The 12,883-nt window shown below is 69.4% G+C and carries 11 protein-coding genes and 2 pseudogenes; 10 read left to right on the forward strand and 3 right to left on the reverse strand.

The features are described 5' to 3' along the window. Nucleotide 1 precedes the first annotated feature (1 nt). The 5 genes and pseudogenes from OG611_RS30115 to OG611_RS30135 all read left to right on the forward strand — a co-directional run bounded on the left by OG611_RS30115 (nucleotide 2) and on the right by OG611_RS30135 (nucleotide 5,078). The gene (locus OG611_RS30115) at nucleotides 2-1,069 is read left to right on the forward strand and encodes a tyrosine-type recombinase/integrase (protein ID WP_266427299.1); all 1,068 of its coding nucleotides are present in this window, start codon (nucleotides 2-4) and stop codon (nucleotides 1,067-1,069) included. 343 nt (nucleotides 1,070-1,412) lie between these two features. Further along, nucleotides 1,413-2,048, forward strand: a pseudogene (locus OG611_RS30120) (ATP-binding protein); the annotation flags it as partial. A 107-nt stretch (nucleotides 2,049-2,155) separates the two neighbouring features. After that, nucleotides 2,156-3,316 (forward strand): DNA-processing protein DprA, encoded by a 1,161-nt coding sequence (gene dprA, locus OG611_RS30125; RefSeq protein WP_266427302.1) that lies wholly within the window; start codon nucleotides 2,156-2,158, stop codon nucleotides 3,314-3,316. A gap of 240 nt (nucleotides 3,317-3,556) precedes the next feature. Further along, complete coding sequence (gene whiG / locus OG611_RS30130) at nucleotides 3,557-4,393, forward strand: RNA polymerase sigma factor WhiG (protein ID WP_266427305.1); 837 nt, start codon at nucleotides 3,557-3,559, stop codon at nucleotides 4,391-4,393. A gap of 118 nt (nucleotides 4,394-4,511) precedes the next feature. Further along, nucleotides 4,512-5,078, forward strand: a complete 567-nt coding sequence (locus tag OG611_RS30135; protein WP_266431314.1) for a TetR/AcrR family transcriptional regulator — start codon at nucleotides 4,512-4,514, stop codon at nucleotides 5,076-5,078. A gap of 80 nt (nucleotides 5,079-5,158) precedes the next feature. On the opposite strand, the pseudogene OG611_RS30140 reads toward OG611_RS30135, so the two are convergent. Next, nucleotides 5,159-5,725: pseudogene (locus OG611_RS30140) on the reverse strand (peptidoglycan DD-metalloendopeptidase family protein); the annotation flags it as partial. Nucleotides 5,726-6,089: 364 nt separating this feature from the next. Here OG611_RS30140 and rpsB point away from each other — a divergent pair. The 5 genes from rpsB to OG611_RS30165 all read left to right on the forward strand — a co-directional run bounded on the left by rpsB (nucleotide 6,090) and on the right by OG611_RS30165 (nucleotide 10,728). Beyond that, nucleotides 6,090-7,034: a 30S ribosomal protein S2 gene (gene rpsB, locus OG611_RS30145; RefSeq protein ID WP_266427308.1), complete on the forward strand. Its 945-nt coding sequence runs from the start codon at nucleotides 6,090-6,092 to the stop codon at nucleotides 7,032-7,034. 99 nt (nucleotides 7,035-7,133) lie between these two features. After that, nucleotides 7,134-7,970 carry a translation elongation factor Ts gene (gene tsf / locus OG611_RS30150; protein WP_266427310.1) on the forward strand — a complete coding sequence of 279 codons (837 nt, stop codon included), beginning with the start codon at nucleotides 7,134-7,136 and terminating at the stop codon, nucleotides 7,968-7,970. A 159-nt stretch (nucleotides 7,971-8,129) separates the two neighbouring features. Further along, nucleotides 8,130-8,906 (forward strand): UMP kinase, encoded by a 777-nt coding sequence (pyrH, locus tag OG611_RS30155; RefSeq protein WP_266427313.1) that lies wholly within the window; start codon nucleotides 8,130-8,132, stop codon nucleotides 8,904-8,906. Between the two features lie 179 nt (nucleotides 8,907-9,085). Beyond that, complete coding sequence (gene frr / locus OG611_RS30160) at nucleotides 9,086-9,643, forward strand: ribosome recycling factor (RefSeq protein WP_266427315.1); 558 nt, start codon at nucleotides 9,086-9,088, stop codon at nucleotides 9,641-9,643. Beyond that, a complete protein-coding gene (locus tag OG611_RS30165; RefSeq protein ID WP_266427318.1) occupies nucleotides 9,643-10,728 on the forward strand; it encodes a phosphatidate cytidylyltransferase in 1,086 nt (361 codons plus the stop codon). Before frr ends, OG611_RS30165 begins: the two co-directional genes overlap by 1 nt. A 180-nt stretch (nucleotides 10,729-10,908) precedes the next feature. Here OG611_RS30165 and OG611_RS30170 read toward each other — a convergent pair whose 3' ends face one another. Continuing rightward, on the reverse strand, nucleotides 10,909-12,168 hold the full coding sequence (locus OG611_RS30170; RefSeq protein ID WP_266427322.1) for a site-specific integrase: 1,260 nt from the start codon (nucleotides 12,166-12,168) through the stop codon (nucleotides 10,909-10,911). Between the two features lie 70 nt (nucleotides 12,169-12,238). Further along, nucleotides 12,239-12,481: an AlpA family transcriptional regulator gene (locus OG611_RS30175; protein WP_266427325.1), complete on the reverse strand. Its 243-nt coding sequence runs from the start codon at nucleotides 12,479-12,481 to the stop codon at nucleotides 12,239-12,241. Between the last annotated feature and the right edge of the window lie 402 nt (nucleotides 12,482-12,883).

Consider the following 12,883-nt stretch of genomic DNA (forward strand, 5'->3'; position numbering starts at 1 on the left):
CGTGACGATCGAACCAGTGACCGAACTCGGGAGCGGGAACACACTTCGGTTGCCGCGCGCTCGGGTCGTACCTCTGTCCGCCCCTCCCGCGTCGTACACCGCGGCGGTCGAGCGCTACCTCACCGGCGCGGGCATCGCGAAGTCCTCCGCGCGGATCTACCGGATCTCGCTGACGACGTGGGGGTGGATGCTCACTGGTGAACCGGCGCCGACCGGACCCGCCCGCCGGGGCGCGAAGCCGCCCGTCTTCCCTGTCGCCGCGATCGACGACCCGGTGCTGCCGGAGGTCCTGGCCGAGCTGGCGGCGGCGCGGGCGGACGAGATGGACGCCGACACCGTCAACCGCGAACTGTCCATCGCGCGCAAGGCGATCGGCTGGTGGCAGCGCCAAGGCTGGATCGAGTGCGACCCGACGATCGGCATCGAGCGGCGGCCGGCACCACCGGACCGCACAAAGGCCCTGGCCGAGAACCAGATCGCCGCCCTGTGGCGCCTGGACGTCGGACTCCGGGAGAAGACGCAGTGGAAGATGCTCTACGAGTCGGCGGCCAGGGCCGACGAGGTGCTGTGCCTGAACGTGGAAGACCTGTACCCGCAGGACAAGCGCGGGAAGATCACTGCCAAGGGCGGGGCGACGGAGTGGATTCACTGGCAGTCCGGCACCGCCCAGCTCCTGCCCCGCCTCATCGCACGCCGCAACCGCGGCCCGCTGTTCCTCACCGACCGCAAGGCCCCCGCTGGAACACCGACGCTCGACGTGTGCCCGGAGACCGGCCGGGCCCGGCTCTCCTACCGTCGCGCTGAGGAGATCTTCGAGGAGAACACCCGGCTGCTGGCCAACCCCCTCGCCTCACCCGACGACATCGAGGACCTGGACGGCTGGACGCTCCACCGGCTACGGCACAGTGCCCTCACGCACGACGCGGAAGACGGCACCTCCACCCCGATGCTGCTGGCTCGCTCCCGCCACGCATCCGTCCGCTCCCTGGAGCGATACGCACGGCCCGGCGTCGACTCGGTCGCCCGGCACGTCGCCGAACGCGACCCCGCCGCACGCCGCCGCACATAGATCCGAGCGCATCAGGGCTTCAAGATCATCCCGTTGCCCCTTTGGCGCGTATCTCGGTCAGACCCCCATACGCCCCACGTGCTCGGCTGCTGCCGACTTCACGCCATCGTGTCGGCGGCCAAACATCGTCCTAGCCTCCCCCTGGACCGCATCCCGGGCACGAGCGTTCAGCCCTTGCGAACGAGGGGGCTCGCCTCGGTGCCCTCTCCTACATCGCTGCACATGCGTGAGGCAGCTCGAAATGCTTGACGGACCGTCGGACTCAGCACGTCGCGGAGTCCTACGCGACGTATTCCCACAGCTCAGAGGCCACCCGCACGCGTCTGCGGTTGCTAAAGACGAGGAAGCGCCCGAATTCTCCGTGCGGGCACTGGACGCGCTGCGCCAGCCGCTGGAATCGGGGTATGTGGTGGTAGCACGCAGCGCCGGGGTGGTGCGGCTGCCCGCCCGATTCCTGATGGTGCTGGCCGCGAACCCCTGCCCGTGCGGCCGGCACAGCCTCAGCGGTGCCGGCTGCGAATGCCCGCCGTCGGCGGTCAGGCGCTACCAGGCGCGACTCTCCGGGCCGCTGCTCGACCGGGTGGATCTGCGGGTGCTCGTCGACCCGGTCAGGCGCGAGGACCTGATGGGGCAGGGTGGCCGCGGCGAGTCGACAGCCTCCGTCGCGGCCCGGGTCCGGGAGGCCAGGGCGCGGGCCGCGGACCGGCTGGCGGGCACCGCGTGGTCCACCAACAGCGAGGTGCCCGGCCATGAGCTGCGGACCCGGCTGGTCGCGGCACCGGGCGCGCTCATGCAAGCCGAACGGGACATGGAACGGGGCATGCTCACCGCGCGGGGCCTGGACCGGGTGCTCAGGGTGGCGTGGACGGTCGCCGATCTGCGCGGCGCCGACCGTCCGGACGCGTCGGACATCGCGGTGGCGCTGGAACTGCGGACCGGTATTCCGCGGGGCGCCCTGACGAACGCCGGAGCGTCATGAGGCCGGGGGTGGACGGCGGGCAGGGAAAGGGGCGGGACCCTTCGGGGGACGCACGGCACCGGGTCCCGGAACAAGACCCGGGGGAGGCGCCCGGGACGGGGCCGGGGATGGCGGTGAGCAGCCGGGAGCGGCTGGCACGGGCCGCCCTGACCCGCATCATCGAGCCGGGGGACGAGCGCGGCGGCCGCTGGCTGCGCGAGTGCGGTGCCGTCGAACTGATACGGCGGATCACCACCAGGGACGGCACCGCGGAGCAGCTGAGCGGAATGACACCGAAACGGCTCGCCGGGTACCGGCTGCGGGCCGAGAGCGCCGACCCCGGGCGCGACCTCTCGGTGGTCGCCGCGCTCGGCGGGCGGTTCATCTGCCCCGGGGACCGGGAATGGCCCAGCCAGCTCGACGACCTCGCGGACGCCAGGCCGACCGGCCTGTGGGTGCGGGGGCCCCGCGATCTGCGGCTCTGGGCGCTGCGCTCGGTCGCCGTGGTGGGCGCCCGTGCCTGCACGCCCTACGGATCGCACATGGCGGCCGGCCTCGGCGCGGGACTCGCGGAGCTGGGGTGGGTGGTCGTGTCGGGAGCCGCGTTCGGGGTCGACGGAGCGGCGCACCGCGGCGCGCTCGCCGTCGGCGGGGCGACGATGGCGGTCCTGGCCTGCGGGGTGGACGTCCCCTACCCCCGGGGACACGCCGAGCTGATCGGACGGATGGCGGAACAAGGGCTCGTCATCGGCGAATTGCCACCGTCCGATCATCCCACCCGCAGCAGATTCATCCTCCGGAACCGGGTCATCGCCGCGTTGACGCGCGGGACGGTCGTGGTCGAGGCCGAATACCGCAGCGGTTCGCTGGTCACCGCGCACTGCGCACAGCGGCTCGGCCGCTTCACCATGGGCGTGCCGGGCCCCGCCACCAGTGGGTTGTCGGCAGGGGTCCATGAACTCCTGCGCGGAGAGGGCATCCTGGTGACCGATGCCTCGGAAGTCGCCGAACTGGTGGGGGACATCGGTGAACTCGCTCCGGCCAGACGCGGCCCCGTGCATCCCAGGGACCTGCTGGACGCGGTCTCCGCCAGGGTCCTCGACGCACTGCCGTACCGGGGTGCCGTCAGCGGGCGCGATGTGGCCCGCGCCGCCGGCACCAGTACCGACGAGGCGCTCGGCAGGCTGTACGAACTGCACTCACTGGGGTTCGTCGAACGGGATGGCGATGGATGGCAGTTGACGCCGCGACCGACTTGCAATGGCGACGCGCGGCGAGGCGGTACTTGACCTGGAGCATTCGGGTGAAAAGGTGATGCAGATGACCTCGGCGGATCCTTCAGTGACGCCTCCGGGGCCGACGCACGCGGCGACGGTCCCGGGCCTCAGTCATGTTGGATCGGCCGGATTCGCACAGTACCGATCCTTTATCCTGCGCGGACCGCGACATCACAGTCACGCTACGCTCACGAGGATTCCGACTCAGACATACGTCCCAGCACTTCACAGCAGAACGGCTCAAGGCACCACATGCCCCAGCACACCTCCGGGTCTGACCGCGCGGCAGTACCACCGGCTGCGCGTGGCACTGTGCGCCCCTCTGCCCCCTCCTCGCTCGACGAGTTGTGGCGTTCGTACAAGTCCACGGGGGACGAGCGGCTCCGGGAGCAGCTGATCCTTCACTACTCGCCGCTGGTGAAGTACGTCGCGGGCCGGGTGAGCGTGGGCCTGCCTTCCAATGTCGAGCAGGCGGACTTCGTCTCCTCGGGGGTCTTCGGCCTGATCGACGCGATCGAGAAGTTCGACATCGAGCGCGCGATCAAGTTCGAGACGTACGCGATCACCCGCATCCGTGGCGCGATGATCGACGAACTGCGTGCGCTGGACTGGATCCCGCGCTCGGTGCGCCAGAAGGCGCGCGCGGTGGAACGCGCCTATGCCACGCTGGAGGCGCAGCTGCGGCGCACCCCTTCCGAGGCGGAGGTCGCCGCGGAGATGGGGATCGCGCTGGAGGAACTGCACGCGGTTTTCAGCCAGTTGTCGCTGGCGAACGTGGTCGCGCTGGAGGAGTTGCTGCATGTCGGCGGCGAGGGCGGCGACCGGCTCAGCCTGATGGACACCCTGGAGGACACCGCCGCCGACAATCCGGTGGAGGTCGCCGAGGACCGCGAGCTCAGACAGCTGCTCGCCCGCGCCATCAACACGCTTCCGGAGCGCGAGAAGACGGTCGTGACGCTCTACTACTACGAGGGCCTCACCCTCGCCGAGATCGGCAATGTGCTCGGGGTCACCGAGAGCCGGGTCAGCCAGATCCACACCAAATCGGTGCTCCAACTGCGTGCGAAACTGGCCGACGCCGGGCGCTGAGTCCCACGCGAGGCCGGTAGTGGCCGTGGCCGCTTCGGCCACGGATCAGGGGCGTACGCGCCCTCTCGAACACCGGTCGCCGTACAGTGGACGCGTGCCCAGGATTCGAGCGGCCTCGGTGGCCGAGCACCGGACCATGCAGCGCGGCGCCCTCCTGGACGCCGCACGCTCCCTGCTGTCCGAGGGGGGTACGGAGGCATTGACCTTCCCCGCCCTCGCCGAACGCACGGGCCTCGCCCGGTCCTCCGTGTATGAGTACTTCCGCTCCCGCGCGGCCGTGGTCGAAGAGCTCTGCGCCGTCGACTTTCCCGTCTGGGCGGCCGAGGTCGAGAACGCCATGGAGCAGGCCACGACGCCCGAGGGCAAGATCGAGGCCTATGTGCGCCGACAGCTCGACCTCGTCGGGGACCGCCGCCACCGCGCGGTCGTCGCCATTTCGGCGAGCGAGCTGGACGCCGGGGCGCGCGAGAAGATCAGGGCCGCGCACGGCGGGCTGATCGCCATGATCGTCGAGGCGCTCGGCGACCTCGGCCACGCACAGCCGAGGGTGGCGGCGATGCTGCTCCAGGGTTCGGTGGACGCCGCGGTGCGACGTATCGAACTGGCCGTGGCCGAGGAGCCGTCCGTGATCGCGGACACCGCCGTCACCATGATCCTCCGAGGCGTGCAGGGCGTACAGGACTGACGCGGTCGTCGCGTCGCGGCGACCGCGAGCAGAACGCCGGGGGCGGCGAGTCCGTCCCCGGTCCCCCCGGCCGAGTCCGCGGGCTCGGGCACGCCGAATACCGGAAGCAGCCGGGACGGACCCTGCCGCAACAGTGACGGCGGCAGCAGCGACAGCGGATCCAGATACGTGTCACCACGCCGCAGTCCCCAGTGCAGACACGCCGACGCGCAGTGGAAGGGCCCCGCCTCCACGATCGCCACCACCTGCCCCGCCGTCACCTTCTCGCCCTTCGCGACCAGCGCGCGCACCGGTTCGTACGTGGTCCGCAGCGGCGGATCGCCGCTGCCGGCCACTTCGATCGCCATCACCCCGCGCCCCGCCACACGCCCTGCGAACGAGATCTGTCCCGAGGTGGCGGCGAGCACCGCAGCCCCCGGCTCCGTGGCGAGGTCGACCCCGCGGTGGCCCCGCGCGTAGGGGCCGGCCGGGGGCTCCCATCCCCGTACGACCGCGGGCCGCCCCGCAAGCGGCCAGCCCCGGTCGCCCACCGATGTCGGCGTCGGTGCGGGAACGGGTCCGGGGGCCGGTGCTCCGGCCGCGGCGGCCGATGGGCCGCACAGCACGGCCAGCAGACCCACCACCGCCACCACGAGCGCCCTCCGCACGCGAAGGGAAGCGGGCTCTGCCGGGTGGGCCGGGCAGGTGGGATCAGCCGGGTCGGTCGGGTCGGTCGGATCAGTTGTGCATTGCATGGCAGAACCGTCCCGCAGCTCCCCGATCCGCGGGGATCACGAACCGGATCTGTGGACAACTAACCGGTTGTGGACAGCGCCGTCACCCGGCACCCGGGCCGTCCCGTACACTTCCTATGGCGATCCGGGTCACCGGGTCGACTTCGCACGCCCCGCCACCTCCCTCTCTGCGGACGGTGGCCGCGCTCCTCGGTCCCTCGTGGCACGGCGCGTCGGGGCGTCAGGCGCGACAGCAATCCTGCGGTCGCGACAACCGAGCACCTCAAGGAGTACGGCCATGGCCGTCGTCACGATGCGGGAGCTGCTGGAAAGCGGCGTCCACTTCGGTCACCAGACCCGTCGCTGGAACCCGAAGATGAAGCGCTTCATCTTCACCGAGCGCAACGGCATCTACATCATCGACCTGCTCCAGTCGCTGTCGTACATCGACCGCGCCTACGAGTTCGTCAAGGAGACCGTCGCCCACGGCGGCTCCATCATGTTCGTGGGTACGAAGAAGCAGGCCCAGGAGGCCATCGCCGAGCAGGCGACGCGCGTCGGCATGCCGTACGTCAACCAGCGTTGGCTCGGTGGCATGCTCACCAACTTCTCCACCGTCTACAAGCGCCTTCAGCGTCTGAAGGAGCTCGAGCTCATCGACTTCGAGGACGTGGCCGCCTCCGGCCTCACCAAGAAGGAGCTCCTGGTCCTCTCCCGCGAGAAGGCCAAGCTGGAGAAGACCCTCGGTGGTATCCGCGAGATGCAGAAGGTGCCGAGCGCCGTCTGGATCGTCGACACCAAGAAGGAGCACATCGCCGTCGGTGAGGCGCGCAAGCTCCACATCCCGGTCGTCGCGATCCTCGACACCAACTGCGACCCCGACGAGGTCGACTACAAGATTCCGGGCAACGACGACGCGATCCGCTCCGTCACCCTGCTCACCCGCGTGATCGCCGACGCCGTCGCCGAGGGCCTCATCGCCCGTTCCGGTGCCGCCACCGGTGACTCGAAGCCGGGCGAGAAGGCCGCCGGCGAGCCGCTCGCCGAGTGGGAGCGCGACCTGCTCGAGGGCGACAAGAAGGCCGACACCGAGGTGCAGACCTCCGCCGAGACCGAGAAGGTCGCGGACGCCGAGGCCGCCGAGGCCCCCGCCGCCGAGACTGCTGCCGAGGCCCCCGCCGCCGAGACTGCTGCCGAGGCCCCCGCCGCCGAGGCTCCGGCCGCGGACGCCGAGCAGGCCTGACACCCGTCACGGCTGATGACGGCGGGGGCCGGTGCCACAAGCACCGCCCCCGCCGTTCACCCGTAGATCTTTCAGACTTCGAGAGAGAAATACAGACTCATGGCGAACTACACCGCCGCTGACGTCAAGAAGCTCCGCGAGCTGACCGGCGCCGGCATGATGGACTGCAAGAAGGCGCTCGACGAGGCCGACGGCAACGTCGACAAGGCCGTCGAGGCGCTCCGTATCAAGGGTCAGAAGGGCGTCGCCAAGCGCGAGGGCCGTTCTGCCGAGAACGGTGCCGTCGTCTCCCTCATCTCCGAGGACAAGACCTCCGGCGTTCTGCTCGAGCTGAAGTGCGAGACGGACTTCGTCGCCAAGGGTGACAAGTTCCAGACCGTCGCCAACACGCTCGCCGCCCACGTCGCCGCGACCTCCCCGGCCGACCTGGCCGCGCTGCTCGCCTCCGAGATCGAGGCCGGCAAGACCGTCCAGGCGTACGTCGACGAGGCCAACGCCAACCTCGGCGAGAAGATCGTCCTGGACCGCTTCGCGCAGTTCACCGGCGGTTACGTGGCTGCGTACATGCACCGCACGATGCCCGACCTTCCGCCGCAGGTCGGTGTCCTGGTCGAGCTCGACAAGGAGAACGCCGAGGTCGCCAAGGACGTCGCGCAGCACATCGCCGCCTTCGCCCCGAAGTACCTCAACCGCGACGAGGTCCCGGCCGAGACGGTCGAGAACGAGCGTCGTGTCGCCGAGGCCACCTCTCGTGAGGAGGGCAAGCCCGAGGCCGCCCTTCCGAAGATCGTCGAGGGTCGCGTCAACGGCTTCTTCAAGGACGTCGTCGTCCTGGAGCAGGCCTTCGCCAAGGACAGCAAGAAGTCCGTCCAGAAGGTTCTGGACGAGGCCGGTGTCACCCTGAAGCGCTTCTCGCGCATCAAGGTCGGCATCTGAGTCCGTCCGCGAACAACGGTGGACCCCGATAGGGTCTAGTGCAGTCGTCGGCCGCACTCACGCCGTACGACCGCAGATCTGACGAGGAGGCCATTGCCGCTGAGGGACACCAGACCCACCGGCAATGGCCTTCTTCGTATGTGCACGAGGAGAATCTCCATGAACAAGGGCGCGGACGCCGCACAAGGTGACCACAAGCGCGACGACGGCAAGGTGGCCGGACGCTTCATGCTGAAGCTGTCCGGAGAGGCGTTCGCCGGCGGCGGGGGTCTCGGTGTCGACCCCGACGTCGTACACGCCATCGCCCGGGAAATCGCGGCGGTCGTCCGCGACGGCGCGGAAATCGCGATCGTCATCGGCGGCGGCAACTTCTTCCGCGGTGCCGAGCTCCAGCAGCGCGGCATGGACCGGGCCCGGTCCGACTACATGGGCATGCTCGGCACGGTCATGAACTGCCTGGCGCTCCAGGACTTCCTGGAGAAGGAAGGCATCGACTCCCGCGTCCAGACCGCCATCACCATGGGGCAGGTCGCGGAGCCGTACATCCCGCTGCGCGCCGTGCGCCACCTGGAGAAGGGCCGCGTCGTCATCTTCGGCGCCGGCATGGGGATGCCGTACTTCTCCACCGACACCACTGCCGCCCAGCGCGCCCTGGAGATCGACGCAGAGTGCCTTCTGATGGGCAAGAACGGGGTGGACGGGGTCTACGACTCCGACCCGAAGACCAACCCCGACGCGGTGAAGTTCGACGCGCTCGAGTACAGCGAGGTTCTCGCCCGTGATCTCAAGGTCGCCGACGCCACCGCCATCACGCTCTGCCGTGACAACGACCTGCCGATCCTCGTCTTCGAGCTGACCGCCACCGGCAATATCGCCCGCGCGGTCAATGGTGAGAAGATCGGCACGCTCGTGAGTGACCGGAGCACCCGGGCCTGAGGACCGGGGGACCTTCCCGGAGTACCGCGGGAAGGTCCGGGCCCCCGGGGAATCCCCCGGGACCGGCCCCGAAGGATGGACAACGGCCTGCCGGTCGGACACCGTGCAGGTGAGGACGCGACGCAGGATCCGCCGGGCCCGAGCACGACGGGCCCACTCAAGACACGCAGGAGCACGTGGTGATCGAAGAAACCCTCCTCGAGGCCGAGGAGAAGATGGAGAAGGCCGTCGTCGTCGCGAAAGAGGACTTCGCCGCGATCCGTACCGGCCGTGCGCACCCGGCGATGTTCAACAAGATCGTCGCCGACTACTACGGCGCGCTGACCCCGATCAACCAGCTCGCCTCGTTCTCGGTGCCCGAGCCGCGCATGGCCGTCGTGACGCCGTTCGACAAGACCGCGCTGCGCAACATCGAGCAGGCCATCCGCGACTCGGACCTCGGCGTCAACCCGAGCAACGACGGCAATATCATCCGGGTGACCTTCCCGGACCTCACCGAGGAGCGCCGCCGCGACTACATCAAGGTCGCCAAGGCGAAGGCCGAGGACTCCAAGATCTCCATCCGCGCCGTGCGCCGCAAGGCCAAGGAGACCCTCGACAAGCTGGTCAAGGACAAGGAGTCGGGCGAGGACGAGGTGCGTCGCGCCGAGAAGGAGCTCGACGACACCACCGCGAAGTACGTCGCGCAGGTCGACGAGCTGCTCAAGCACAAGGAAGCCGAGCTGCTCGAAGTCTGATGAACGACTCTTCCTGGGGCGCCCCGCAGGGAGCCGGCCATTGGGGTGCGCCCGAGATGCGGGCTGCTCCGGCGGGTCCTGCTTACGATGTGTATGACGCCCAGCAGACTCGGCCCATGCCCATCGTGCCGGACGTTCCCGACGCAGGTAGAGACGCTGACGACCGTGATGACCGGGACCAGGGGGCCGGACGCCTGAGCGGCGGCCCCCTGTTCCGTGACGAGAAGCCGCAGGAGCCCATGTCCACCGCGCCGCCGCCCCCGCAGAAGAAACGTGCGGGCCGTGATCTGCGAGCCGCCATAGGGGTCGGTGTGGGGCTCGGCGCCGTCATCGTCGCCTCGCTGTTCATCGTGAAGGCCGTCTTCGTCGGTGTGATCGCCGTCGCCGTCGTTGTGGGCCTGTGGGAGCTGACCTCCCGGCTCCAGGAGCGCAAGGGCATCAAGGCACCGCTCCTCCCGCTGGCGGTGGGCGGCGCGGCGATGGTGGTCGCCGGTTACGCGCAGGGCGCCGAAGGCGCCTGGGTGGCGATGGCGCTGACCGCGCTGGCGGTGCTCGTCTGGCGGATGACCGAGCCGCCCGAGGGCTACCTCAAGGACGTCACGGCCGGTGTGTTCGCGGCGTTCTACGTACCGTTCCTCGCCACGTTCGTCGCCATGCTCCTGACCGCCGACGACGGGCCGCAGCGGGTGCTCACGTTCCTGCTGCTGACCGTGGTCAGCGACACGGGCGCGTACGCCGTCGGCTGGCGCTTCGGGAAGCACAAGCTCGCTCCGCGCATCAGCCCCGGAAAGACCCGGGAGGGCCTGATCGGGGCCGTCGCCTTCGCGATGGTCGCCGGAGCGCTGTGCATGCAGTTCCTGATCGACGGCGGTGCCTGGTGGCAGGGGCTGCTGCTCGGGCTCGCGGTCGCGGCCAGCGCCACCCTCGGCGACCTGGGCGAGTCGATGATCAAGCGGGACCTCGGGATCAAGGACATGGGCACGCTGCTGCCGGGGCACGGCGGCATCATGGACCGGCTGGACTCGCTGCTGCCGACCGCCCCGGTGGTCTGGCTGCTGCTGGTGCTGTTCGTCGGCTCCGGCTGAGGCCAGGCCCCTGACCTGGGATTTTACGAGTGAGGGCCCGTTGTCCACAGGACGGCGGGCCCTCACTGTTCTGTCTGCGACACTGGATGGACCATGCCTAAGCCCGGAGAACTGGCGGCGATCCGGCACCGAGCGGCCCCTGACCAGCACGTTTAGCGCTGGGCAGGGGCCGTTCGTGTGCTACTGGGCCGTCCCTGGGCCGTCGGACCCCTCGGAGGCGGGCAAGAACAGCCCGTCAATGGCGTTCCGGGTCCGCTCCTGGCTCGACGGCATGAGGTGCGCGTACACCCGCAACGTGAGCGCGGGGTCGGTATGCCCCAGGTACTGGCTGACGGCCTTGATGCTCTCGCCGGCGTCCAGCAGCACCGAAGCGTAGAAGTGTCTCAGCGCGTGCATCCCGTGTTCACGGGCTGAGTCGTACTTGCCGCCCCGCGCGCCCGGGATGAGGCCAGCCAGCGCAAGGGCGGGTTTCCACTCCTGGATGTTGAAGTTGCTCCGCCAGACGACACCGTTCGCGGTGTTCGTGAACAGGAGGCGGGCCGTCACCTTCGGGCCGTCCGGCTTTCGCCACGGCAAGGTGACGGCTACCGGCTTGTATGCGTCCATGTGCACCCGCAGTGCCTCTGCCACCGAGGACGGCAGAGGCACGTCGCGCTCCTTGTTGCACTTCGGCGGCGCGAACACGGCTTTTCCCTGAATGAGCTTCACCTGCCGGACGACCCTGAGAATGCCCCCCTCGAAGTCGAGCGCGTCCTCAGCGAGTCCTACGATCTCCCCCTGGCGCAACCCGCACCCCGCCCCGGTGTCCACCATGGTCCGGTAGCGCGCAGGCAGTGCCCTGCGTACTGCCTGGACCTGAGAGGGAAGCCACGGAGCGACCCGCCGACGCTCGACCGCTGGCGGGCGCACGGACTTCGCGGAACACGGATTGCGAGGCAGTAGACCGTCATCCACGGCCGCACTCAACACGGCTCGAACGTCACCGTAGATGTTCCGCGCGTACGCGCCGCTCACGCCTGGATTGGCCTCAAGGGCGCTCACCAGGTCGCGGAGGTGTTCCGGCCGGAAGGAGTCGAGCGGGCGCGACCCGAGGATGGGGAAGGCGTGCAGTCGCAGACGCTGCTCGGTGACGATCTGGCTGGACAGGTCCGCGCTGTGAGCCTTGAGCCACTTCTCGGCGTAGCCCTTGAACGTCACCCGGGCCGCGCGGGGGTCGATGTACTGGCCACGCGACATGTCGGAGGCCACGTTGGTGAGCCAGTTTTCGGCGAGCCGCTTCTGTCGGTCCGGGAAGGACTTCGACTTCTCGGTGCCGTCGGGGCCGACGTAGCGGGCGCGGTAGCGGAGTCCGAGCCCGTGGCGGTCGGTCTTCACTCGGATGGATTTGCCGTCGGCTGTGGTCTCGGTTTTGAACCAGCGGTCTTGGATGTGGCCGGCCAATGGGTGCTCCTGTGGGCATGCAGTAGGGGCACGACCTGTGTCGGTCGTGCCCCTACTGGTTGACGGGGTGTCAGGCGGCGGCGGTTTCTGTGTTGTTCTCGACCCAGGCGCGGACGGCGGTGGGGTCGTAGCGCAGGTACTTGCCGATGCGGATGGCGGGCGGGCCGACGCCCGTCTTGCGCCAGGTGTAGAGCGTCTCGATGCTCGGCAGGCTGAACATTTCGATGAGGTCTTCGGGGGTGAGGTAGCGGTCGGGGAGGCCGGCGCGCAGGGTGGTTCGCGGGTCGGTCTCGGGGGCACGTTTCGGGGCCACGATGCGACTCCTTGGCGGGAAGCTGGAGCTTCGAGCGGTGGGCGTTTCGGGGGCGCACCTGTCCAAGGTGCGGATTTCTGCGTCACGGCGTCACCAGCGTCACGCATGCCCCCTGAGCTGGGGTTTCGTGGTGACGCAGGGGTGTGGGGGTGCGTCATCTGTGACGCAGGCGTGCGTCACGGTGGCGCGCGCTGTGACGCAGGTGACGCAGGATGACGCAGCCGAAAGCGTTCTGCGTCACGCCTGTTACAGCAGCTCAGGGGCTGTTACGGGCCGTCTGGTGACGCTGTGACGCAGCGTTTCCTTTCTTAAGAAAAAAGAGAGGGTGGTTTCTGTTGTGGTGCGGTGCGTCTGAAGGCGTGAATGCGGAGCCGCGGAGCGGCACGTCTTTGGGCGGCAAGC

Source organism: Streptomyces sp. NBC_01363, assembly GCF_026340595.1.
In the GTDB taxonomy this organism is placed as follows: domain Bacteria; phylum Actinomycetota; class Actinomycetes; order Streptomycetales; family Streptomycetaceae; genus Streptomyces.